Here is a 26,053-nt window from a genome sequence, read left to right as displayed (position 1 = left end):
TATAGCATAATAGAAAACGTCGGCTCAATAGAACCGACGTTTTTATTACGTCTTATTGCTCAACTAATTTATCAATACGCTTATTCTCTGACATACTATTTCTTGTAATAAGACTAACAGTAACCATTACTAGCGCATTAATAATTAGTGCAATAATCCCTACATTTAAGTCTTTCACTACTTGTGGAAGGTGTGGAAAAGCTTGAGCAAAAGTCTTTTCACCTAAATCAAAAATACAAACAATAACCCCACCAAATATAATTCCAGTTATAGCCCCTTGCTTTGTTACGAAGTTCTTTTTCATTAAACTTAAGAAAAATGGTGGAGCAAGCTGCGTTATAAAATTATACGCCACAATTGCAATATTAAATAAAGAGCTACCACCTTTAAATGTAAAATATAAACCTATTAAAGTAATGAAAGGAACAATTAATTTTATTAATTTTGTAATATGTACTTCTGATTTAGAAGGGACTACTACTTGGTAAATATTTTTAACAAATAATGTGGAGATTACCATTAGAATCAAAGAAGCAGGTACTAATGCAGCTAATACCCCCGCTCCCCCTATTAAACCAACAAACCACGGATCAAAAGTCTTTTTCGAAAGAAGTAATAATATTTTGTCACTATCACTTCCTTGTAACCCTTTAAATTGTAAGATCGCTGCAAAGCCCACGAAGAAAGCAAATAATAAAATCAACTGATACAACGGCATTATGATTGCGTTTTTTCTTAAAACCTTTGCATTTTTGGCTGCAAAAATAGGTGGAAAAGAGTGAGGCCACATATACATCCCAATTCCACTTAATATAATAGTAGAAATATACCAAGTTAAGTTCATACCATGTTCTGGAAGAATCGTAAAGTTTGGCTTAGCTTGTTCAATCGCTTCATACATTGGCTTAATACCGCCATAAAAATGAAATGGAAAATAAATTCCTAAAAATAAAATAATAGCTAGAATTAAGATATCCTTTAATACAGAGGTCCAAGCAGAACCATGAATACCTGATAGAATGACAAATATCGTAACGCCAAATGCACCAAATAAAATTGCCATTTTGGAAGAAATGACGCCATAAGATGTAATTTCAACAATATAACCTAACCCTTTAAACTGTAAAACTAAGTAACAAAATAAAGCGACGATTCCTACTAAAGCAACAAGCACTCCTAGAATTGGACTATCATATTTCTTTGCCATAAAATCTGACTGAGAAATTAATTTATGTTTTTTGGAGTATTTCCAAATCTCTGGAAAAGCCCAATAAGATATGATTGATGCAATACATCCGTAAGAAACGATACTAAAAATTGAACCTCCTTCACCATATGCTGAGCCACTTGCACCTAAAAAGGTAAAGGTTGTATACATTTCACCAGCTGATAATAAAAAGATGAAAAGCGTTCCCATTCCTCGGCCACCAACAGACCATTGTTCTAAGTTCATTTCTTTCCCTTTTTTTGACCATATACCAATCATGATTGAAACAGCGAAAAATAAGAATATAAATAATGTTCCTGTATTCATTATAATTCCTCCTCTTTGTTCGCAGGATCAAAAAGATAGATTAAACCTAAAAATGCAGTAGTAAGAAATGACCATAGTACAATTGAGAAATGGAAAAATGGCATACCAAGTACGTAAGGGGTAACCTTATTCGAAAACAACGCGCCTATTACAAAACCAATAATCGGAATAAAACCAAGTAAATAGATTTTTTTCATACTCTACTCTCCTTAATTTTTAATTATTTAAAATGTTAATAGCTCCTTGAACAAATATCTTTATTCCATCTTTTAAAGCCCTCTCATCGATATTAAATTTTGGATGATGATGCGGATACACTATTCCTTCCTCCTCATTTCTTGCACCTACAAAAAAATAAGTCCCAGGAACTTCATTAAGGAATGCTGAAAAATCTTCACTTCCCATTATTGGTTTAATTAATTCACGATTTTCTTCTCCAACTATTTCACAGACGGTTTTATCGATTAAGCTAGTTATTTCATTATCATTTATGACCGGTGAGTATCCGAGATCGTATACGAACTCGTACTTTGCACCATGAGCATTAGTAATACCTTTTACTATTTGCTCGATTAACATCGGTATATGATTGCGAACTTCAGGTTTAAAGCTCCGAACTGATCCACCAATATTAACACTGTTGGGGATAACATTTATTGCTGTCCCCCCATTAAATTGTGTTACTGAGATGACAGCTGTATCAATTGGATCGAGTTTTCTTGACACAATATGCTGTATATTTGTGACAACTTGGGTTCCAATCAGAATTGGATCAATTACTTGGTTTGGCTGTGAAGCGTGTCCACCTTCACCGATAATTGTAATTTTAAATTGATCTGCACCTGCCATAATTGGCCCATAATTTAATCCAATTTTTCCAGTTTTCAAATAACTCACTAAATGTGCCCCAATAATCAGATCAACTCCATCAAGTACACCTGCATTTACCATTTCAATTGCACCACCAGGTGGTAATTCTTCAGCATGTTGGAAAATAAAGCGGACCTCACCTTTTAATTGATTTTTAAAACTACAAAGTAGTTTCGCAGCTCCTAAAAGCATTGCAGTGTGCCCATCATGACCACATGCATGCATTATGCCATCCTTTTTAGAACTAAATTCAATTTTAGTTTCTTCTTGTATTGGGAGTGCATCCATATCTGCTCGAATTGCAAGTACTTTTCCTGGATGAATCCCTATTAATCTAGCAACTACACTAGTCTTTGTTGGTCTAGAGATTTCTAAGCCTCCAAATGAATTTAGTTGATCGTACACAAATTGAGCAGTATTTTCTTCTTGAAAGGATAACTCTGGATTTTCATGTAAATATCTTCTCCACCCAATCACTTCATCATTAATCGAACTAACTACATCATCTAATTTTAAATTAGAAAAAACATCGTACTTCATCACTACACCTCCGAGATTAATTCAAATCTACTTAAGGAACATTTACGGTCTTTTTCCTTATATATCAATTTTATTACCTGAAAACGGTTTCTTCAATAACTTTTTTGTTAAAAATTCAAAATATTAATAATATTTAATATTCACAAAAAAAATAAACACTCCAAATTTGGAATGCTTATTTAAAACGATATATTTTACTAGGTCTTCCACGGTAAGATAAAGATTCCTCACCTATACATTCTAATAATTCGACTTCACATAAATCTGCTACAATACGTCTAGCATTCCGTTCTGTCATTTTAAGCTGTTCAGCTAGATTCTTTGTCGTAAAATCCTTCCATGCCATTCTTTTAATTAGATTCTCGATTTTATGATATGTCTTTACACTAATATTTCCTAATTTAAGCTTTTGCAATAGTTCTTGGTCATTTGAACGGTATGCATATGTCATCTCTTCTTCACGACCAAGAGACTCAATGATTTCGCCATTCTCTTGTACAATTATTATTTTTTGTTCATGCATCTCTTTCGACTGCTGAATTGATTCAATTGCATTTTTCTCTGCAGAATAAACAGTCTCACCAAAACCAATACCTACAGAAATTTTAGTATCAGATTCTAACGATAACTGCTCAAGCGTATTTTCTAGCATATGAATCTCTCGTGCAATTGCACCTCTAGAACTATAAATCAAATATTTACCATACCCCTTTTCAATCAGTGACCCATTTAATTGTTCGCAAAGTGTTAAAAGTACATCTTTAATTCGAAGTTCGATATGCTGTAAATGATAAGGTGATTTTGATTTCTGTATAATGCTCTCAAAATTTTCAATTTCAATCAACTCTACTCCAATTTGAGAGTCTTTAAAATAAAGACCTTTCACTTTCTCTGTTAGGAGCCTTAATGTATGCTTAATATCAACACTACTAGTAGATATCCATTCGACTGGAATATCGCGCTTTTTTAATTCCTGATAAATGAATGGAAAATTAGTCAATGCACCTTCTGTTTTATTGGAATCCCATAACTCAAGGTGAAATTGTAATAATTCATCTAAATTAATCTGCTCTTCTTCAAACTTTTTGATATAAAACTGATCAAATGACTCATTTAATTGCTCTAAAGCATCTTCTAATAAATTAGAATACGTTGGCATATCGATGCTTAATTGATTAATTAACCCACCAGTACTATACATGATATTTAACAAACTTTTATAAACCGAAGATTCTGTATGAGGAATATATAATAATTTTTCTTTTGAATGTAGGATTTTTTTTGCAATATTGTATGGCAATTGCCCCGAAAAAAGCCAGACATCTACATCTCGGTCATGTTTTTTTACAATTTCTTTTGTTTCAACAGGTTCATCATATGAAAATGGAAAAAATTCCAATTCATGTTCATATTCTTTAGTAAAACTTAATATTCGTTCCAAAGACCACTCTGGGCCAACAAGACCAATACGATACATTATTACACCTACCAATTACTCTAATTTTATAGGGGATTAAGTTTTATTTAGCTAATTTATATATAGTTAATCTTAACAGTATCTCACTATAAATTACCATGATATTTAGAAATTATTTGGGCAAAAAAAAAGAGGATGTCCCAAAAGTATAATCTTTTGGGACATCACTTTTTTGAGCATAAAAAAAAAATCGTTCTCTTTGGTACAATCTAAAATAGTGGGAATCCACTTCCAAAAAACAGAGAAATAGCAAACTAATAGAAGAATATCATACATAAAGCCTACAATTTTGCAAAATTCCATCAAAAAATGAAGAAATTAAAAAAACTGCCTCAAAAGGTCGTCATTCAACGACCTTTTGAGACAGCCTCTTTTTCATTTCCTTTTTAAAAAGCTTTTTTTTAGAAGGTCTTTTTAATCATTTTTCTTTTCCCTAAATCCCTTACTTTAATTTTTCTGTACTTAAAACGAACTTAAAAAATCCTTCATTTCATTAACTAACTCTTCAGGTGACTCATACATGCTCATATGTCCGGCACTGTTTAATGTAGCAGTTTTAATATTTTCTTTTTCGACTGAAAATGTCTTTTCAGGTGGTATAATCTGATCGTCTTTACCTGCCAGTAAAAGTACAGGTAAGTTTGTATCGTTAAGTACATGATTTCGATCGGGTCTATTCTTCATGCTTATTAAAGCATTAACCGTGCCATCTACTGAAGTTTTATACCCAATTTGTTTTGCTAATTCTATTTCTGCACTATTAGTTTGGATATTTTTTGGAGAGAAAAGTTTAGGAATTAACCCATCAACTACGTTTTTCACTCCTTCATTTTTCACTTTTTCACTAGTTGCTACTCTACCTTTTTTTGCTTCCTCACTATCTGGAAAAGCAGTAGAGTGGATTAATGAAAATCCATTTAAGTAATTAGAATATCTTTCTGCGAATGCAAGTGTAATATAGCCTCCTAACGAGTGGCCAAATAACGTTATTTGCTTAATGTTTAGTTGATCTAGTAAATCTTTCAAAACATCTGCATAGTCTTCAATTGAATGCTCTTCTTTTATAGCTGTAGAGTCTCCATGTCCTGGTAAATCAATTGCTATCACACGATAATCCTCAGATAGCTTTGGAACTACTTTTTCCCAATATTCATGACTTCCCATAAAGCCATGAATTAAAACGATTGGCTTCCCTTTTCCTTGATCCTTATAAGCAATTGATAAATCTTCAAGTTCTACTTTACTTTTAATAATCATTCAACTCCATTCGAGAATATTAATATCGGACTATTTTCATTTATAGAAAATACCGTTATTAAAAAACTAATTTAAAAGAATCTTATGAACAAAATTCTGCACTTAACTATTTTCTCCTCTCTTTTCACTAAATAATCTTCAAATAGAAAAGGCATGTCTTAAAAATGAAAGACAAGCCTAATTTCTATAAAGACCTTAAAATTTATCTACTTTCTGCTTAAAAACTGCATCGTTACGTTGAATTTTCTGACCTTTATTTTTATTTATAAATAAGTAAGCCACAGATAATACAATTAACCATGGTATTCCAAATTGAAGCATAATTTTAAAGCCAGTAAACCAAGAAGTAATTGTTAATCCTAATAATAAAATTGCTCCTAGTATTGTGAAGTAAGGGAAACCAATCATTTTTACTGGTAATTTTCGCCCGCCTGACCGTTCCCATTTCCTTCTAAAAAATAGATGGGAAATAAAGATTGTCATCCAAGTAAATATCGCACCAAACATTGAGATTCCCATCATAAATGCATATGAGGAATCTGGAAGTACTGCATTTACAATTCCAGCAACTACAATACCAATGGTTGAAACTGCAAGAGCATTTACTGGAACACCTTTTTTACTTACTGTTCCTAAAATTTTTGGCGCATGATTCGTTTTTGAAAGTGAATAAACCATACGAGTTGACGCATATAATTGGCTATTCATCGCTGACAAGGCTGCCGTTAAAATAATAAAGTTCATAAGGCCTGAAGCAAAAGGTATATTTAATATTTCCATTACCTTTACGAACGGACTTTCATCAACCCCTGCTGATTTCCATGGAACGATGATGAGCATGATTGCAATTGTTAATACATAAAAAATTGATAAACGAAAAACTGTTGCTTTAAGAGCTTTTGGAACAGCAATATCAGGCTCTTTTGCTTCACCTGCTGTAACCGATATCATTTCAGTTCCTAAAAAACTAAATAATGATATAAAGACGGCTACCCACATGCCCCACCAGCCAAATGGCATAAATCCTCCATCATTTGTTAAGTTCTCTACACCAATATTTGTATGGTTAGATGAACCAAACAAGACATACGATCCAAGTAGGATAAACCCAACAATTGCGCTTACTTTAATCATTGAAAACCAATACTCAAATGTTGCAAATGTATTAACACTTGTAGCATTTATATAGATTAAAACTGCAGCAAAAAAGGTAATCCAAACAATTCCAGGTACAGTTGGAAACCAATATTTCATATAGACTGCAATTGCACTTACCTCTACTCCAACAGCAAGAACTTGTGCCACCCAATATGAATAACGAACAAGATATCCTGCCATAGGATGAATATATTTTTCGGCAATTGTTCCAAACGAGCCGCTAGTTGGATGTGCAACGGTCATCTCTGCTAAACATCCCATGAGCAGTAAAACGATAAAAGCACCAACTGCATAACTGAGTAGTACGCTAGGACCTGCAGTTTTTATTGCTAATCCACTTCCTAGGAATAACCCTGTTCCAATTGCACAACCCATTGCAATCATCGTTAGTTGACTAGTTTTCAACTCTCTTTTTAAGCCTTTTTCTTGCTCGTTTTCAATTTTATAATTAGTGGTGGATTTCTTCATGATCTCATCCCCTTGTCCCCTTAGATAGCCAACTAAACTTACGCCACAACTTCACGTTCATTTTTAAATTTTTCATATTGCTTTTCAGTCATGATTTTCTTAAGAGTTTGTACCACTTCCCAAACTTCCTCGTAAGAAGTGTAAAGTGCAACAGGTGCAAGACGAATAATATTTGGTGCCCTAAAGTCAGGAATAATACCATTTTCTTTCAAAGACTTACAAATACGTGCTGCTTCTTCATGCTCTAGACTTACATGTCCTCCACGTCGTGCATCCTCTCTAGGAGATCCAATGAAAAATCCCATTTCTGCTAATTCTTGTTCAATACAATCCATTAAAAATTGATTTATTTGAAGTGATTTTTCTCGAATCGCATCAATTCCAGCTTCTGTAAAAATCTCCAAAGATCCGATTAATGGTGCACAGCTTAATACATGTGGAGTACCGATTTGATAGGCTCCAGCAGTTTCAGCAGGAGTTAGTGTGTGTTCCATATCAAATTGTTTATCTTTTCTAGAACCAAACCAACCTGCAAGTCCTGGCAATGTACCAAAATGTTTGCGATTAACAAATAATCCACCTACACCACCGGGTCCACCATTTAAGTGTTTATAATTGCACCAATAAGCAAAATCAACATCCCACTCACTAAAAGAATGCGGTATTGCTCCAACTGAATGGCAACCATCAAAACCGATTAAAATTCCTCGTTTATGAGCCTCTTCAGTTAAGCGATTCATATCTAAAATTTGACCACTACGGTATAAAACTGTTGGTAAAATAATCAAAGCAATTTCATCCGTCATTGCATTTATTATGTCGTCCTCATCTAAATAACGTCCATCCTTACTTTTTACACAAATAAGATCTTGCACAGGATCTAATCCGTGAATACGTAGTTGACTTTGGAGGGCATAAATATCTGATGGAAATGTAAGCTCATCAGCTAATATCTTTTTTCTACTGGCATTAGGTTGAAAAAAAGTAGCTACTAACTGATGTAAATTAACCGTCGTGGAACCGGTTACAATTACTTCCTCAGGTGAAGCACCAACTAAAGGAGCTAATTTTTCTCCTAATTTTTCAGCCATGAAAAACCAAGGATGATTTCCATTTGTCCACCCATCTATTCCGTAGTTCTTCCAATCTTCCAATGATTCTAGTAAAGTACGTTCAGCTCTTTTAGAAAGTAGACCTAATGAATTACCATCCATATAGATTGATTCAGGATTTAAGTAAAACTCATCTCTATACTTTCTAAGTGAATCAAGACTGTCCATTTTTTGGGCGTATTCTAATGTTGCTTCTGTAACTTTCGTATTCATACTGTTCCTCCTCTATCAATCTACTAGTTAAATCTATTGTGAAAAAATCATATCAAAATAACTGACACCATGTCAATGACATCATGTCAAATAATCTGATAATAAAAAATTTTACTTATAAAGAGCTGGTTTTTATGTTAATCATATATAGGATTTCTTCCATTTTTATAAATTTACCTATATGCTAGAAGTAACATATGTTGGAGGATCGTAGTATGAGTAATGACAAAGTAGAATCTAAGCGTCAATTACGTTCATTAATGACAAGACAAAAACTACTAGAAGCTGCTAAAGAAGTATTTCATGCAGAAGGATTTCAAAAGGCAACGATAACACAAATGATAAAAAAAGCTGATATTGGCTATGGAACAGCTTATGTACACTTTAAAGGGAAAGAAGAGCTTTTAATCGTGTTAATGGAAAATGTAATGGAAAGATTTTATGAAATTGCCGAAACTCACTTTTTTCCAGAAACGAAAGAATCCGCTGAATCGATTATTTATAAACAAGCTACTTCTTTTCTAAAAATGGCAGAAGATGAGCGAAACATGATGCAAATTTTTGAACAAGCTATTGGAGTATCTGAAATCATCTCAGACAAATGGAAAACAATTCGTGAAAAGTTTATTGATCGCATATCACTCGATGTTTCATATGCACAAGAAACTGGATTAGCAAGAAAAGAATTAAATCATGAACTAGTCGCGCGTGCTTGGTTTTATACAAATGAGATGTACTTATGGGAAATCGTTCGAGATGAACAGCATTATTCCATTGAAGAAATTGCAAAAACAATCACATCACTTTATACAAGTGGTCTTTATTAAGAACCAAATAAAAAAGCTCAAACAAATCAATTCTAAAGTTTGAGCTTTTTTTCAATTCTACTTTGAATTAGCACTACAATACATTTCTCGCAATATAAACTTCTGTACTTTCCCAGATGCATTTCGAGGAAGCTGCTCAATAAATTCAACAACTCTAGGAATCTTATACCCTGCCATTCTTTCGCGGCAAAAAGATCCAATCTCCTCAAAAGATAGACGATGCCCCGGTTTTAATACGACAATTGCTGTTACAACCTCTCCCCATTTAGCATCAGGCGTACCAATTACTGCCGCTTCCAAAATAGAATGATGCTCATATAAAACATTTTCAATTTCAACTGAGTAAATATTTTCTCCACCAGAAATTAACATATCCTTACTACGATCAACTAACGTGATATATCCTTCCTCATCTACTACGGCTAAATCTCCTGTATATAACCAACCATCTTTTATCGTATCTGCTGTCTCTTTCGGCTTTTTATAATATTCCTTCATGATTGTTTCACCTTTTAAGATTAATTCACCAACTTCACCTGGTAAAACTTCTTCATCTTGTTTATTGACTACTTTAATAACTGTATAGAGTAAAGGTGTTTTTCCTGATTTTCCTAAATGGTGCTCATGATCTTCTGGAGAAAGATATACCCCTGTAGGTCCCCCTTCAGTTAATCCACATAAGCTGAAAAATTGATTTGTATTAAATAATTTCATACTTTTCATTAAGATTTCAGGAGGCATAGGAGCTGCACCGTATGCACATCTTTTCACTGAAGAAAGATCAAAATCGTCAGCATTTGGAACTTGTTGTAAATAGTTATACATTGTAGGGACACCAAAAAATAAAGTGATTTTATATTTTTCAATATCCTTTAAAACATTTAACGGGTTAAATTCTTGATGAATTATATTTGTCATACCTAAATATAAACCTGGTAATAGAAAGATTACGAGCTGAGCACAATGGAATAATGGAGCAACATGTAAAAGCCGATCCTGACAGCTTTGCCCCATTACCGCACTCAATCCATTTATGAGCTTTTCAATTCGTTTATAGTCGAAAAGCGCACCTTTTGGTTGTCCAGTCGTACCTGAAGTATATAGCAAATGAAAATCATCATCTCCTGAAATCTCTACTCTAGGATCTTCGTCAATTAATGACAACACATCAAAGAAGCTTAAACAATCCTGCGATGAAGTTATAGGAGCAGTAATGATATTTCTTACTTTCGATGAGGTTTTTGAAGCATCTAAAACGACTTTTTCTAGTTCTGAATCACAAACAACAAAAACACTATCCGACTGTTCTAAAATATATTCAACTTCTCGAGAAACAAGCCGGAAGTTAATTGGAACGACAACAACTCCTACCTTTACAGCAGCACAATAACTAATCACAAACAAGTCTGAGTTTGCCATCATAAGAGCTAGTTTTTCACCTTTTTTTAAACCTAGTTTCTGTAATCCCCAAGCAAAACGATTAACCATTTTATTGAATTCCATGTATGTGTATGTACGGTCTTGATAGACTAATGCTAATTTATCTGGGTGCCTTTGTGCGTTTAGCGATAATACATTTCCAAAACTCATTTGCTTACCCCCGTATTAAATAATTTAGATTTAATCAGCTGACCTAATAACTCCTTTTTCAATGAATCGATTAATTGTTTGATGGTCGTATCCTAAACTTAATAAAACTTCTTTTGTATTCGTTCCAGGTTTTACTCCAACATGTTGATAAGTAGTTTTAAACACTGAAGATTTAAAAGGTGAACCAATTTGCAATTGATTTGTACCGTCATTTTTTTGAACGTTTACTAAAAGCCCCCTTTCTTTTACTTGCGGATGCTCACATGCTTCTTCAAAAGTTAAAACTGGCTCAACACAGGCATCAAATTTACTAAAAATTTCTTTTAACTCATTAAACGTTTTCTTACTAAATGCACGCTTTACTTCATTTTTAAATAAATCGATTTCATCCTTCTCCTCACTAAAAGAATAAGGAAGAAATGGCATGATTTCTAATGCCTGACATAGTTGTTTTCTAAATGAAGGTTCAAGACTGCCAACTGAAAAGAATCGACCATCTGCTGTTTCGTAATAGTCATAAAACACGCCACCATTTAAAAGATGTTCCTCAGGCTTTGGATTAATTTTTTGAGTTAACCAACCAGATCCCATTAAAGATTGCAACGCAAAAGTACAATCTGTCATGCTAATATCAACCCATTGTCCTTCACCAGTTTGCTCACGATGAATGACGGCCGATAAAATGCCAATAATTGCGTGTAACGATCCACCTACTTGATCTGCAACTTGGATTCCCATCGGAACTGGACGCTCATTTTTTCTTGTTGAATAACTCAAAACACCTGTTAATGAAAGATAATTATTATCATGTCCTGCTCGATTTCGATACGGACCTGATTGTCCATAACCAGTAATTGAACAGTAAATTAGTTTCGAATTTATTTTCTTTAATTGCTCATAGCTTAAGCCAAGCTTTTCCAACACTCCTGGTCGAAATTGCTCAATGACAATATCGTACTCCTTCACTAACTTATAGATTATTTCAGTACCTTCTTCGCTTTTTAAATCAAGGGTAATAGATTTCTTAGAACGATTAATCGTTTGATGTGCGGCAGATTGGTCTCCATCGAATGGAGGTGAAGTTTGTAATAAGTCGGGATGATATGGAGATTCGATTCGTAACACTTCTGCACCTAAATCCGCTAGTATCATAGTTGCATAGGGACCCGGTAAAAGACGTGTAAAATCCAGAATTTTCAATTTATTCAACATATAGTAAACCTACTATTCAATATCATTTCTCCCCCCATCTCTATCGTTTCTCGTGTACATTAATTATTCAAGATTACTTTGTATCTTTCCTTTTTTAGATTAATTTCTTTTCTACCCTTGTTTTTTATCATTTTAAGTTTCATTTTTCTAAGTAAAAAGGCATTCATTTTAAGAATGGTTTTTTCAGACTGTTGGAAAATGAGTTTGTCAATTAGGAATCCAGATTATGAACCTGTTACAAGTATGGTATTTTCATATTTTTGCATTTTTACTGACTCATGAACCTGTGAATTTAAATCTTCTGTAAAGGAAGCAATAGACCTTGAATGACATTTGGTAGTCTAATTGCACGATTAGTTTTAGTTGTGGTTAATTTCCCCTTAATAGTATTAGTCGAAAATTTGCAACATGTATTGGAGAAAATTACACTATTTGAATATTTATATAAAGCTTATAATAAATATACATAATTAAATATTCATAAAAATTTATATAATTCGCACTTATAAATTTCGTTCTACTGAAGGAGACACAACATGTACCCCACACAAGAATGGTTTAACAATCGATTTAACGATATGATTTACCCAAACACCTATCCGAACGATATTTTGGATACGAAACCTCCAAAAAAACGATGATGAACAGAATACAGTAATTAGTTTAATCATTAAAAGATAATGCGATTATTATTTCATATTGAAGGTAAAAAAATGCACCGACCACTAAATGGTCGGTGCATTTTTTTTACTAGTTTTCTTTATTTAATTTTGAAATATATCGCCTAAAAACCCACTAAAAAATGGTTTTTTAATCACGCATTGCCCCTGCCTCACGAGAAGTCATTGCTCCTTGTCCATGGCTAACATCACTTTGAATTTGTTGTTTTACTTTTTGAGGATTAGTTCCTGATTTCATATTAGTACCCATATTCCCTTTTCCTTGTTGATTCTGTGGCATAAAAATCCCTCCTAAGATTATTGTTTTAAACAACTATATTATTTACAAAAACCCTTCTCATATCCCACGGAATTGACTAATTTCAATAATGAAGTAAGCAATTGTTAATGGCTCAAAAAAGATATCCAAATAGCCAATCACTTTTTTTGATTCCAAAATAAGCTTCTTTTTCTAAATTAATAGTTTGACTATTCAGATTTAACAAACTATAATCTAATTAAACTAACTACCGGTAGTTAATAACCGGAATAAAAAATTAGGAGATGATTTTTGTGAAATATCCACTTTCACCTGATGTAAAACCTGAGTTTTGTACAACTGGAACATTTATGAGATTACCATCAACAAGAGAAAATGCGAAATTAGCAATCGTTGGCATGCCTTTTGATACTGCAGCCTCATTTCGTGTTGGTGCACGATTTGCTCCTCAAGCAATCCGACAAGCTTCTATGACTTTATTCCCATATCATCCGATTCATAAGGTATATCCATTTGACGACAGCAATGCCATCGATATTGGAGATGTATCAGTTATTCCTCATAATATTCATCGAAGCTATAAACTAATGGAAGACGCGATGTTTGAATTAATGGAGAATAATATTATCCCAATCGGTTTAGGTGGTGACCACTCGATTTCTTTAGCAAACCTACGAGCTGCGGCTAAAAAACATGGCCCGGTTGCGATGATTCACTTTGATTCGCATACTGACACTTGGGATACATATTACGATGAAAAATATTGGCATGGTTCACCTTTTATCCGAGCTCACGAAGAAGGACTTCTAATTCCAAACAAAGTATTCCAATTAGGTATTAGAGGCACATTGAATCATCCAGGAGACATAGATGCTAGCCATGAGCTTGGTTACAATGTTATTACTACACCGGAAATGTATGAACGTGGTTTTGAAAGTATTTTAAAAGAAATGAAAGAAGTTATTGGAGATACACCATGCTTCTTAACTTTTGATATTGATTTCGTCGACCCTTCTTGTGCACCAGGAACTGGGACTCTTGAAGTAGGTGGATACAATAGTATGGAAACATTAAAAATGATCCGCACATTAACTGATTTCAATTTTATTGGCTTTGATGTCGTTGAAGTACTACCATCCTATGACCCAACTCAAATCACAACACTATTAGCTGCAACGCTAGTTCATGAATTTGCTAGTTTAGCTACATTGCAAATTAAAAAAGAAAACCTAAAGTAAAGATAACTATATTTTCTGAAAAGGGTTGATAAATTGAATGAATAAGCTTCCTATATTAAATCGATCGCTTTCATTAGGGCATGTTATTTTATTTGGACTATCATTTATGGCACCTATCACAGTTTTTACAACTTATGGTATCGCAATTAAAACAACAAATGGAATGATTCCTACCGCATACTTTATTTCACTTGTTGTCATGTTATTTACCGCTTATAGCTACGAAAAAATGGTAAAAGAATTTCCAACAACTGGCTCAGCCTATACTTATGTCCAAAAAGGAATTAATTCATCCATGGGGTTTCTTGTAGGTTGGGTAATTTTATTAGATTATTTGCTTAGCCCGATGATTAGTGCATTATTATTTGGGATTTTTATTCATGCGTATTTACCGATTATTCCAGTATCAGTTTGTATTATTACATTTGTCGTCATTATTACATTAATTAACATTTTGGGAATTAAGTTCGCTACAAATGTAAGCGCTATATTACTTGCATTACAGATACTCTTTATAGTAGTCTTTTGTCTTTTTAGCATAAAAGGCTTAATTGATGGAAAAGGAACAGGTAATATTTTATCGACTACTCCTTTCTTTGATCCAAAAGTTCATTTTTCAAAAATATTATCAATTGTTCCATTATTATGTTTCAGCTTTCTTGGTTTTGATGCAGTAACAACATTGGCTGAAGAAACAAAAAATCCGAAAAAAACATTACCAATAGCAATCTATTTAATTACAATCATTGGTGGAATTTTATTTGTAGCATCTACATATTTCGCACAAGCTATTTTTCCAAATTTCTCATCCTTTAAAGATTCAGAATCTGCTGCTGTAGATCTATTTGTATATGTTGGTGGGAATTTCTTAAATGCATTTTTCTTAAGTGTAACAGTTATCGCAGCTATTGCTTCAGCTGTAGCCTCTGGTGGAAGCGGTGCTAGGGTTTTATATGCAATGGGTAGAGAGAACATACTCCCTAATCGTATATTTGGCTATGTATCTCCCAAATTTAGAACACCTATTTTCAACATTATTTTAATTGGTTTTATTGCACTAACAGCACTTTTCTTAGACTTAGATACAGCTGCTGCGTTTATAAACTTTGGGGCATTATTTGCATTTACATTTGTTAATGTCTCAGTAATGATTCATTTTATCGTGAGAAAAAAACAACGAAGTATAAAGGCAATCATCTCATATGGAATCATTCCATTCATAGGTGCTATAGTAACTGCCATTTTTTGGACAAAACTAGATGTTCATTCCATGGTATTAGGCTCAATATGGTTAGTTGTCGGTCTTGTTTACTTGCTATATTTAACGAAATTTTTCAGACAGCGTCCTCCTGAATTTGACTTTAATGAAACAAATTTAGACGTACAAATATAAATTACTGGTGAAGGAGATTATTATGAAAGCTGATATTGTACTCTCGAGTAATGCTGTTTTTACTGGCATTGTTAATAAACCGCAAAAACTCTCAATCGCAATTTTGGATAATCGAATAATTGCTGTTTCACCATTTGAAGAAATCGAATCGTTAATTGGTGAAAATACAATTGTCCAACAATTCGGTGATCAAATGATTATGCCTGGTTTCCACGATTTCCATGTCCATGCAATGATGGGAAGTCTCTCTTTAGAATGTGCAAATCTCTTTTCTGCTCGATCTGAAAATGAAGCAGTACAAATAGTTCAGGAGTATGCAAAGACTGTTTCTGAAGATGAGTGGATTATCGGTTTCATGTGGGACTCGAGCTATTGGAACAATAAAAAATTCCCAACCCGCTTCTCACTGGATGAAGCATTTCCAAACCGCCCTGTTGTTTTATTTCACGCTGAGGGACATTATACATGGGTAAATTCTAAAGCATTGCAAATAGCTAATATCGGTAGTCAAACTAAAAATCCACCTAACGGCATTATTGAAAAAGATCAAAATGGTGACCCGACTGGAATTTTAATTGAGGAAGCCTCCTCTTTCATTACTAAATATGCTTACGATTTTTCAAAGTTGAAAAAAAGAGATTTATTTAGAAATTTTTTAGTAGAAGCAGGAAAAAATGGAGTAACCTCCATAAACAATTTATACGGAACTGAAACATTAAGCGGATTAGATGACTTCGAGGTTTTTAGCGAATTTGAAATCGAAGAAGCACTTTCAGTAAGAATGCATCTTTATCCTGCCTTAAATGGTGATATGAAAGAAGCTTTACGTTTAAGGGGGAAATATCATTCTGATAAATTACGTGTTTCTGGTTTAAAACAATTTATCGATGGAGTAGTAACAAGTCGTACTGCTTATATGTTTGAGCCCTACGCTGATGCTCCAGATACCTTTGGGTTACCAGCTCATTCAATTGAAGAGATAAAAAAGTGGGTAGTAGATGCAGACCGTTATGGTTTTAGCATTCGTTTCCACGCAATAGGAGATGCTGCAATTCGCTTAGCACTTGATTCATATGAAAATGCACAAAATGTAAATGGTAAAAGAGATTCGCGCCATTCGGTAGAACACATTGAAGTAATTCATCCAAATGACATTTCACGATTTGCTTCTTTAGGCGTGATTGCTTCGATGCAACCAGACCATTTTGCATTATCAGAAAGAACGACCTATACTGAACGAATTGGCAGTCATCGTGAAAAATATGTGTTTGTCATCAATTCATTAAAAAAGGCTGGTGCAAGGCTTGCTTTCGGAACAGACTTTCCGATAGATTCTTTAAATCCATTGCTTCAAATTTACCGAGCGATTACTCGAATCGACAGTAGTGGCAAGGAAGTTTGGAATCCCGAAGAAAGGATCTCACTCTTTGATGCACTAAAAGCCTATACTTTTGGCCCTGCTTTTGGAACATTTCGGGAACATGAGCTTGGTACACTTGAAGAAGGAAAACTTGCCGATCTTGTTGTACTAGACCGAAATTTATTCGAGGTCCATCCCGAAGAAATCAAAGATGCTTCCATTCTAATGACGATTTGCGATGGGAAGATTGTTTACTCTAAGCAAAAGGCATATTCTCAAACTAGGTAAAAAACAAAAGCTCTGTCATCTTAAAGCAGAGCTTTTTTGCATTAAATTAAAACATTATTTAGACTTAATATGTATTCCAGTTTATAATCTAGCTAACAAGAGTTAGTTTCGGAGGATGAAGATGACAAAGGATAAAATTATTGCAGCAGCACTTGCCCTGTTTTCCAAAAATGGTTATGAGGGTACTAGTTTAACTGAAATTGCTAAAGCAGTTGGAATACAGAAGCCGTCAATATATAACCATTTTAAAAGTAAGGAAGAAATCTTCCTTACTATTTATGAGAATATATTATGGCTTCATGTGAAAAAAGTAGACGAGCTGATGGGTGAAATTGGCGAACAATCTGCGAAGGAACAGCTTTACCAAATTCTAAACGTAACATTTGAATATTATATTGAGTTTGAAGAACAGTCTACTTTCCTAAATCGAGCTGTCTTTTTTTCACCTGAATCTTTAAAAGAACAATTACATACTCAGTTCATGGAATCTGAGGAAGCAATGTCAACTATTTTAAGATCAGTGATTGATAAAGGGATTAAAAATGGTGAAATTCGAACAGGAAATGTAGAAGACTTTGTAATGTCTTATTACTGTCTAATTGATGGTATTTTTATTGAGTTATCTTATTATGGAGCTGAAAAGATGAAACCAAGAATATCGAATATTTGGAGAAATTTTTGGTACGGCTTTCAAAATGAATAGCAAAAAAGCATTCGATTAAACGAATGCTTTTTTATTCATATTACTGATTAGCTGTTAATTCTGATTTAAACTGCTGAATTAAATTGTCATCTGCAGGTGCTGCTGGTTTATAAAATCCTTTTTGTAATGCATAATTGTATAATGTGCGTTGACGCGCTTCATCTTGATTTCGTAATTGAATTAAAGTTTGTCTTAACTCTGAGTTATTTGATTCATTAATATATCCAGCATAAGCCGCTAAACTAGCGTTAAGCCCAGCTAAATAATCATTTACCATATCTTTATCTTGAAACATTTTACCATCTCCTTATCCTAAAAAATTTAGAAGTTCTTGTCTTGATTGCTGTGCTGATTGAGCATCTCTTTGTAGTAATGCTTTTAATTCTGGATCAGAGCAATTTTGAGCATAAGCCTCTAATTTATTTGCGATTGTACTATGCCCTCCGATAATATGACGCAGGTTTTCTAATTCAAGTTCTGTTAATGAATTGTCCATATTTAAATCTCCTTTCGAACATAAAATTACTTTATTAATTTTCCTAAATTCTAAAAAAAAATACGTAAAAAAAGCTCAATCTATCCAATTAATAGATTGAGCTTTAAACTGTTTGTCAAATTTAATTAACTCTCACTGCTGAAGTCAGCATCTTCTAGTTTAACCTTTTTCGTTTTCATCACTACTTTATAGCCAAGGTATCCAAGAATAAATAATGGTAATCCAATATAAGAAACTGCAATACCATACCAGTCAACTTTCGGTCCGATAAATGCATTATAATTCGTTCCAAGCATTGCAACTAAACATAAAACTGTCGCTAAAATTGGACCAAGTGGGAACCATTTTGCTAAATAAGGTAGATCCTTTAATTTTCTTCCTTGAGCGATATACGCTTTACGGAAGCGGTAATGCGTAATTGAGATACCTAACCAAGAAATATAACCAGCTAAGCCTGCTGCATTTAATAACCAAGAGTATACTGTACCATCACCAAATAATGAAGTTAAGAAGCAAACCGCACCAATTAGAGTTGTCGCAATTAATGCACTAACTGGAACTCCACCTTTGTTTACTTTTCTTAAGAACTTTGGTGCTTTTCCTTCTTCAGCTAATACCCAAAGTACACGAGAACCAACGTATAAGCTTGAATTACCCGCTGATAAAACTGAAGTTAAGATAACTGTATTCATTGCAGCAGCTGCAAAAGCAAGTCCTGCATGTTTAAATACTAAAGTAAATGGACTGATCGCAATACTATCAACGTCTCCACCTAATAAGTTTGGATCTGTGTAGCTTATTAAACAGCCAATAACGAAAATCGCTAATACGTAGAATAATAAAATACGCCAGAAGATTTGCTTGATCGCTTTTGGAATATTCTTTTCAGGATTTTCACTTTCCCCGGCCGTAACTCCGACCATTTCAGTTCCTTGGAAAGCAAAACCTACAATCATAAATACACTAAAGATTGATAAGAGACCACCTTTGAATGGTGCTTCTCCTTTTGTGAAATTATCAAATCCTCCTGTATGACCATTCATAATACCGAAAATCATTAATAATCCAATTACGATAAAAATAATAATTGTAGCTACTTTAATAATTGAAAACCAAAACTCAGATTCCCCATATCCTTTTACAGATAGTACATTTAATCCAAAAATTAAAACAAGGAATATAGAACTCCATACGATCCCTGGAGTATGTGGGAACCAATATTTCATAATTAAAGCCGATGCTGATAATTCTAATGCAAGGATGATTGCATTGTTATACCAATAATTCCAACCAACAGCGAAACCAAGAGCTGGATCGACAAATCTTGAAGTATATGTGCTAAAAGACCCTGAAATTGGAATTAAAGTTGCCATTTCGGCTAAGCTAGTCATCAAGAAGTAAACCATGATACCAGCAATTAAATAAGCAACCAGAGCTCCACCTGGACCTGCATCATGGATCGTTGCTCCACTCGCTAAAAATAAACCAGTACCAATCGTACCACCCATAGCGATCATAGTTAAATGTCTTGTTTTTAGTTTTCTTTCTAAATGCTCTTTTTTAGGCGCGTTACTTTCAATAGTGAAATCATTTTTACGGTTTGTATTTTGCATGAATACACCTCTTTATTTTAAATTGAAATTTCTCCAAGAAGGATTGTTTTAATCTTTTATAGCTCACATTTCAATCTATTCTATGACAATTTGTCATTCGTCAAGAAATTACAAAACACATTCCGAATTCCGTATTTTAATACTAATCCTGGAACGAGAGCGATGTAAAGATGAAAATCCTACCTTCTAAATTTAACAAAGAAATAAAGCTTGTCCCCTCAATGCTGATAGCGTTTTCATTTTTTTTACTTTCATCATCGAAATGTTCTTAATTTAAATTATCATAATTTGACGAAAAATAGAAGGAGTTTTTTCATTGTTTAGATAATTTGGAGTTATTTAAGAATAGTTAAATTTTCAAAAACCGTATATTTATTTGAAACAATAAATATATATTAAGTCCTAGTTCAACATTCTTCAACTATTAATTTTTAGATTAGAAAATATTATATAATGAAAGCGCTTTGTTGTCGTTTATTGTTGTCTTTCCTTATTTAATAAAGTACTAGACTAGATTGAAGTTCCAAATTAAAGAATCTGAATACAGGAAAATCCTCACTCTCTTTCTAGTAAAAATGTCATGAATCTTTATCTTTACTCTGGTCCACTATATACAAAAAAATGAATAAAACTAAGTTAATAGTTTTCTGAATTTTTAGAACAAAAAATCCCAAAAAAACATTCTTCATATTTCCGGAAGAATGCTTTTTTCATCTATTTTTAATTTCTTATGGAGTAACGATATTGATCTCTTTTTTGAAATAGTCAAATAAAGTTACCATCTCTTTAAATTTCTCTATATTCCCTGTAATGCTTAACTTTCCATTTGCAATTGCCTGATTTACATCAAGTTTTCCATACATAATTAAATAAAAGGTTCCTTTATCTACAAATAGTGTTGCATCAGGACTTGAAGTAGTTAAACCATCCTTATAATTAAAAACTGCATTCTTTATATCAATTGTGTAATTTGTTTTCAGATCAGTAAAATTCACATTGAATGTAAAACGCTTATTCTCCACTTTTGGACCATTAAGGGTAATCGAAATAAAATCAAAAAAATCATTTACTTTCATATTTAAGATGGCTTGTTGGTCTACAGTACTTAAAGTTTCATCTGTCTTCCTAATACCTTTTCTCAATTCCTGTGCACCCGTTAAATAGACATTTCTCCAGGCTGCAGATTCGGCCTTGTATCCTAACTGCTCGTAAGATTTTGCTAGTAAGGTCTTTGCCTCTTTGTTATTCGGGTTTGCCATAACGACATTTTTCAAAACTTGTGCTACCCATCGATAGTCACCTTTCTCAAAATCCTTTTTTGCGAGCTTCAGAACCTTCTTTTCTCCACCCATGTATTGGACATATTTAGTTCCAGTTTCTACTTGTGGAAGTGGATCTAAATCAGAGGGATTACCATTAAAATAACCTAAATAATAATTGTAAACTGCTTTAGCATTTTGCTTCAAATCACCATAATATCCTCGATTCGCCCAATATTTTTCAAGGCTAGCAGGTAATTTTATTTGTTCGGCTATTTCATCTGCAGTGTACCCTTGGTTGGCTAGACGAACTGTTTGATCATGAATGTATTTATATAAATCTCGTTGCTTTGTAAGCTGCTCAATTACATAATCTCTTCCCAATAACGGCCAGCTATGAGCTGTAACTAATGCATCGATTTCTTCATTACCAAATAACTTAATAGTATGATCCAAAGCTTTTACCCACTCAGAGGCATCTCTTGTTTTTGCTCCTCTTAAAGTGTAAAAATTATGCATAGTATGACCTGTATTCTCAGCAACGACTAATGTTTTGTAATCATGTATGTAATAATGCATTTCTGAAGGTGCTTCAGTATTTAACGTTAATAAAAACTTGAATTTAATTCCATCTATTTCCATCGTTTGTACTTTATCTTTAATTTCAATTGTCGGTGGCATAAAGCTGATTGTACCTGTACTAATTCTTGGGCCAATCCCATTTGTTACGTATCCTTTTTTATTTACGGGTAAAAGATATCCGAACATATACCCTGCCCTACGTGACATGATGTTACCTAATAGGATATTTTCACTGACTACTTCCTTAGAAAAGTTTAATGGAGCAATAATTGGTACATTTTCTGGATTTGTAGCGTACTGTACAACCCCTTTCACCCCTCCAAAATGATCAGCATGACTATGACTAATAACTACTGCACTAACTGGTTTTTTAGGGCGATTCGCATAATAAACTTCCATTGCTGCTTTAGCGGTTTCAATCGTTGATAATGTATCTAATATGATTAAACCTGTTTTACCTTCTACAATTGTCATCACGGACACATCTTGCCCACGAATTTGATATACCCCATCAACTACCTTGTATAGCCCTGGAGTATTTAATAATTGAGCTTGTCTCCATAAAGATGGATTGACAGTTAAAGGCGCCGGCCCATCACTAATAATTGAATATTGATCACGGTCCCAAATGATATCACCTTTTAGATTTTTTATTTGATCCTGCATTAATGGTGCTATGAAGCCTTTATGAGCATCATTAAAATCTTGCTTATCATTGAAATTTAATTCGCTATACATTTTTTCATTTGACTTAATTGTATCTTTAGTAGGAGGCATGGCTTGAGAAAAAACGGTTTGAGAAAAGGTGGTACCTAACAAACATGTTATTATTAGTAAAGATGTTAATCTTTCTGCTTTAAACATGGTTTTACTCCTTCTAATCAACAGATAGAATTGGAACAAAAAGCAACAAAACTTCTTCAATACGTTACACTTTGTTCCAATTTATTTTTTATGAGGATATGAATGTTTACTGTTAATAATCTTTCTTAAATCTCCTCTAAATAAAGCATCTTTCATTTCTTTAGGATTAAACGGAATAAACGGCGCTAAATATGGAACCCCCATTGATCTAATTGTTGCCATATAAGCGATCAAAATAATTAATCCGATGATAATCCCTTTTAATCCAAAGAAGAAACCTAAAAATAAAAAAACTATTCGTAACGTCATAACCGATCCATACAGTCCTCCTGCAGCAATTGCAATACTAGAAAGGAAATTAATTCCTACTATTATTAACGTCACAGAATGAATCAGTTTTGCAGTGACTGAAGTTTGTCCAACTACAATAGCCCCTATAAGTGAAACAATAATAACAGTTGATTTTGGAATCCTCAACGATGCTTCAGTTAGTAGTTGAAAAATAATCATGACAAATAAAATCTCACATATAATTGGAAGCATTGTATCTGACCCTGTGAAAAACGTCTTTGCAAATTTATGGGGTACCCAGTCATGATGAAAGCGGACCACTGTTTCAAAAAAACCCAATAAAATAATTGAAAATAACCAACTAAATAAACGCAAAAACCTGAATCCATATCGACCTGATTTAGTATGATATTCATCAGGTTGATGGAAAAAATGAAGAAAAAGACAAGGAACGATAATACCATAAGGAATACCATTTACTAAAATCGCAACACGCCCCTCATATAATGCTGAAACAGTGACATCTGGACGTTCGCACGTAAAAACAGTTGGAAAGAATGTTTTTTTCCCTTCTAAAGCGTCTTCAATTACTCTCGCTTCTAATAAATAGGAAACATCTAAATTTTTTATTCTTGACCTTGTTTCATCTAAGATGCTTTGGTCAACAAATCCGTCCATATAAATAATCGATACATCTGTTTTTACTTCGTTCCCTACCTCTAGATTTTCAATACTTAACTTATTTGACGGTATGATATTACGGAGAAGATTGACATTAACTTTTAACTGTTCATTAAATCCTATTAACGAGCCTTTCAATGATCTTTGAGTATCAGGCTCATTGATTGACCGCATTTGCCAATCAGCAGTATCTGCTAATATTCCTTCATCGTAACCATCGACTAAAATAAGTGTCTTTCCTTTCGATAGCCCAACCAAAATATCTTCATAAGCTGTTACCTTCATTACATCAGCAATTGAAAGATGACGGGTGATAACAGTGTCAATAGTATTGAATTTTATCATTCTTAGCAAAGGCGTAAGAATATTATCTTGAATAGATTGTGTATTCGTTATTCCATCAATATACAAAACTGCAGCATCACGAATGACTTCATCATTTACCGTGATTTGTCTAACTTTTAAGTCAGTACCATTATTAAACATTTCTTTTAAATAGTTTATATTCTTTTCTATACTTACTACTAAACTAGATTGTTCTTTGTTATTCACAAATAAACTCCTTAACCACATTTTGCTTAGTTTATCCTTCAAATTCCAATTTATGACAAGTTACTTGTTAACACTTTTTATGAGTTTAAAAACAAGCATTCAAAATGAATATTGAAACCATAAAAAATATACCGACTCGCACGATGGCGAATGTAATAAAAGATACAATTATAGAGTGTTCTCAAGAAGAGTAAATGAAGCTTCATTAAATTTTTTAAACCGGAGATGAAATGTAGGTTAAAATAGAAAAAAAGATGATATCGTCTTCTCGATATCATCTTTTCATTTTTATTCAGTTGACTCTACTTCTTTTTTTTCATGATCTGTAACACCCAATACATCTAGCAAAAAGATGAAAACTGGTATCCCGATAATAAGACCCCATACGCCAAAAAATCGTTCAGAAAAAACAAGAATTAGAAAAGTATAAAAAACTGGTAAGTTCGTTTTAGCTGATATTAGCTTTGGATTTAAAAAATAGGTTTCAAGTGAATGTAAAACAAAAATCATCAATATGACATACATGATATGTGCCATTCCACCAATTGTATAGGCAATCGTACAAAGTGGAATTAACGAGATAAACATACCAGCAACCGGGATTAGTCCAAGTAAGAATATCAAGAAGCCTAAACCGATAAGCTGTGGAAATCCCATAAATCTTAATGCGATCACCGATAAAATACAATTCACCAATGCAATTAAAAACTGGGCTTCAATCACTTTTCCAAAAGAACGTGAAAATCTTTCGCCGAAATATGCCATCTCATAATAAAAAAGTGATATTTTACTATTCTCAAACTTTTTGGTAAATGCAATAATCCTAGGTTTTTCAAGTAGAAAAAAGAAACTCAGAACTAAAGCAATTAATACTTCAATCCCCCATTGGCTAATATTAGAGGCATACTTATATAAAAAATCTAATCCTTGCTCAGTGTAACCTGATATTTCAACCTTTTTAATTGCGGTTACAATATAATTGATGATTTTCTCATCTGGTGGATTCATATAAAACGTTTTGATTTGTACGATTAGTTGGACAACTTGAGTTGTAATAACAGGTAAATAATTATAGATCCCTACGACTAAAGCTGCCACAATAACTATATACAAAGAATAGACAACTACTAACCGATTAACCGGTAAAATCTTGTTTACTCTATTAATAATAAATTTATGTACTCGATCCATTAAATAAGTAAAAATGAAAATTAGTAAAATTAAATTTATTATTTTGCGAGTTAAGATTAGTACAAGAATGATACAAGCCATCATTGCTAGTCGTCTAAACGTACTACTTTGAAAAAATTTTTTGACCTCCATTCCACAACCCCCTTACTTAGATATTATTTTGAGTAGTATGGAAATCTTAATTATTATGATAAAAACATAACCACATCCCAAAGGAAGTGGTTCATAAAGTTGCTTCTCTTTTCATTTTTATTTAGTAAAATCTTCAATTATGAATTTTCATTTAACAAATTCTTAATGTTGAAAAGCGCCACTTTATATTTTACCAATTATAATACCAAAAAT

21 protein-coding genes are annotated in these 26,053 nt (G+C 33.1%); 5 read left to right on the top strand and 16 right to left on the bottom strand.

The window, feature by feature from the left end; translation table 11 throughout:
* Window positions 1–52 precede the first annotated feature (52 nt).
* The 7 genes from ACFVRR_RS01545 to kynU form a co-directional block, all read right to left on the bottom strand.
* Entirely contained in the window at window positions 53–1,534 is a 1,482-nt protein-coding gene (locus ACFVRR_RS01545) for a sodium:solute symporter family protein (protein ID WP_387323948.1), read from the bottom strand.
* Entirely contained in the window at window positions 1,534–1,731 is a 198-nt protein-coding gene (locus tag ACFVRR_RS01540) for a DUF3311 domain-containing protein (protein WP_098810205.1), read from the bottom strand. The genes ACFVRR_RS01545 and ACFVRR_RS01540 overlap by 1 nt, the downstream gene beginning before the upstream one ends.
* Window positions 1,732–1,750: 19 nt before the next feature.
* Window positions 1,751–2,944 carry a M20 family metallopeptidase gene (locus ACFVRR_RS01535; RefSeq protein WP_387323944.1) on the bottom strand — a complete coding sequence of 398 codons (1,194 nt, stop codon included), beginning with the start codon at window positions 2,942–2,944 and terminating at the stop codon, window positions 1,751–1,753.
* A gap of 175 nt (window positions 2,945–3,119) precedes the next feature.
* Window positions 3,120–4,421, bottom strand: coding sequence for a hypothetical protein (locus tag ACFVRR_RS01530; protein ID WP_387323941.1), 1,302 nt, complete (start codon window positions 4,419–4,421; stop codon window positions 3,120–3,122).
* A gap of 462 nt (window positions 4,422–4,883) precedes the next feature.
* A complete protein-coding gene (locus ACFVRR_RS01525) occupies window positions 4,884–5,678 on the bottom strand; it encodes an alpha/beta fold hydrolase (protein ID WP_387323940.1) in 795 nt (264 codons plus the stop codon).
* A gap of 195 nt (window positions 5,679–5,873) precedes the next feature.
* The gene (locus tag ACFVRR_RS01520; RefSeq protein WP_387323938.1) at window positions 5,874–7,304 is read right to left on the bottom strand and encodes an amino acid permease; all 1,431 of its coding nucleotides are present in this window, start codon (window positions 7,302–7,304) and stop codon (window positions 5,874–5,876) included.
* 38 nt (window positions 7,305–7,342) lie between these two features.
* Window positions 7,343–8,629 carry a kynureninase gene (kynU, locus tag ACFVRR_RS01515; protein WP_387323937.1) on the bottom strand — a complete coding sequence of 429 codons (1,287 nt, stop codon included), beginning with the start codon at window positions 8,627–8,629 and terminating at the stop codon, window positions 7,343–7,345.
* 215 nt (window positions 8,630–8,844) lie between these two features.
* On the opposite strand from kynU, the gene ACFVRR_RS01510 reads away from it, so the two are divergent.
* Window positions 8,845–9,456, top strand: a complete 612-nt coding sequence (locus ACFVRR_RS01510; protein WP_387323935.1) for a TetR/AcrR family transcriptional regulator — start codon at window positions 8,845–8,847, stop codon at window positions 9,454–9,456.
* Window positions 9,457–9,513: 57 nt separating this feature from the next.
* On the opposite strand, the gene ACFVRR_RS01505 is transcribed toward ACFVRR_RS01510, so the two are convergent.
* From ACFVRR_RS01505 to ACFVRR_RS01495, 3 genes are all read right to left on the bottom strand, one after another.
* Window positions 9,514–11,046 carry a class I adenylate-forming enzyme family protein gene (locus ACFVRR_RS01505; protein WP_387323933.1) on the bottom strand — a complete coding sequence of 511 codons (1,533 nt, stop codon included), beginning with the start codon at window positions 11,044–11,046 and terminating at the stop codon, window positions 9,514–9,516.
* 30 nt (window positions 11,047–11,076) lie between these two features.
* A complete protein-coding gene (locus ACFVRR_RS01500) occupies window positions 11,077–12,258 on the bottom strand; it encodes a CaiB/BaiF CoA transferase family protein (RefSeq protein WP_387323931.1) in 1,182 nt (393 codons plus the stop codon).
* A gap of 810 nt (window positions 12,259–13,068) precedes the next feature.
* On the bottom strand, window positions 13,069–13,218 hold the full coding sequence (locus ACFVRR_RS01495; RefSeq protein WP_176522518.1) for a hypothetical protein: 150 nt from the start codon (window positions 13,216–13,218) through the stop codon (window positions 13,069–13,071).
* A 272-nt stretch (window positions 13,219–13,490) separates the two neighbouring features.
* Between ACFVRR_RS01495 and speB the strand changes: the two genes are divergently transcribed.
* The 4 genes from speB to ACFVRR_RS01475 all read left to right on the top strand — a co-directional run bounded on the left by speB (window position 13,491) and on the right by ACFVRR_RS01475 (window position 18,179).
* Window positions 13,491–14,435: an agmatinase gene (gene speB, locus ACFVRR_RS01490; RefSeq protein ID WP_387323928.1), complete on the top strand. Its 945-nt coding sequence runs from the start codon at window positions 13,491–13,493 to the stop codon at window positions 14,433–14,435.
* Window positions 14,436–14,472: 37 nt separating this feature from the next.
* Window positions 14,473–15,828 (top strand): APC family permease, encoded by a 1,356-nt coding sequence (locus tag ACFVRR_RS01485; RefSeq protein WP_387323926.1) that lies wholly within the window; start codon window positions 14,473–14,475, stop codon window positions 15,826–15,828.
* Between the two features lie 22 nt (window positions 15,829–15,850).
* The gene (locus tag ACFVRR_RS01480) at window positions 15,851–17,476 is read left to right on the top strand and encodes an amidohydrolase (RefSeq protein ID WP_387323923.1); all 1,626 of its coding nucleotides are present in this window, start codon (window positions 15,851–15,853) and stop codon (window positions 17,474–17,476) included.
* 121 nt (window positions 17,477–17,597) lie between these two features.
* Window positions 17,598–18,179 (top strand): TetR/AcrR family transcriptional regulator, encoded by a 582-nt coding sequence (locus ACFVRR_RS01475; RefSeq protein ID WP_387323921.1) that lies wholly within the window; start codon window positions 17,598–17,600, stop codon window positions 18,177–18,179.
* A gap of 40 nt (window positions 18,180–18,219) precedes the next feature.
* Here the strand turns inward: ACFVRR_RS01475 and ACFVRR_RS01470 are convergent, their stop codons facing one another.
* From ACFVRR_RS01470 to ACFVRR_RS01445, 6 genes are all read right to left on the bottom strand, one after another.
* Window positions 18,220–18,474: a spore coat protein gene (locus ACFVRR_RS01470; RefSeq protein WP_387323919.1), complete on the bottom strand. Its 255-nt coding sequence runs from the start codon at window positions 18,472–18,474 to the stop codon at window positions 18,220–18,222.
* A 12-nt stretch (window positions 18,475–18,486) separates the two neighbouring features.
* Window positions 18,487–18,675: a hypothetical protein gene (locus ACFVRR_RS01465; protein WP_097975901.1), complete on the bottom strand. Its 189-nt coding sequence runs from the start codon at window positions 18,673–18,675 to the stop codon at window positions 18,487–18,489.
* 125 nt (window positions 18,676–18,800) lie between these two features.
* Window positions 18,801–20,288 (bottom strand): amino acid permease, encoded by a 1,488-nt coding sequence (locus ACFVRR_RS01460; RefSeq protein WP_387323916.1) that lies wholly within the window; start codon window positions 20,286–20,288, stop codon window positions 18,801–18,803.
* 728 nt (window positions 20,289–21,016) lie between these two features.
* On the bottom strand, window positions 21,017–22,993 hold the full coding sequence (locus ACFVRR_RS01455) for an alkyl/aryl-sulfatase (RefSeq protein ID WP_387323913.1): 1,977 nt from the start codon (window positions 22,991–22,993) through the stop codon (window positions 21,017–21,019).
* A gap of 81 nt (window positions 22,994–23,074) precedes the next feature.
* Window positions 23,075–24,517 (bottom strand): spore germination protein, encoded by a 1,443-nt coding sequence (locus ACFVRR_RS01450; RefSeq protein WP_387323911.1) that lies wholly within the window; start codon window positions 24,515–24,517, stop codon window positions 23,075–23,077.
* Window positions 24,518–24,805: 288 nt separating this feature from the next.
* A complete protein-coding gene (locus ACFVRR_RS01445; RefSeq protein ID WP_387323909.1) occupies window positions 24,806–25,840 on the bottom strand; it encodes an AI-2E family transporter in 1,035 nt (344 codons plus the stop codon).
* Window positions 25,841–26,053 lie beyond the last annotated feature (213 nt).

Source organism: Gottfriedia sp. NPDC057948 (genome assembly GCF_042887255.1).
Classification (GTDB): Bacteria; Bacillota; Bacilli; order Bacillales; family Bacillaceae_G; genus Gottfriedia.
The sequence above is the reverse complement of the archived record's forward strand: the minus strand, read 5'-3'. Positions and strand labels throughout refer to the sequence as shown.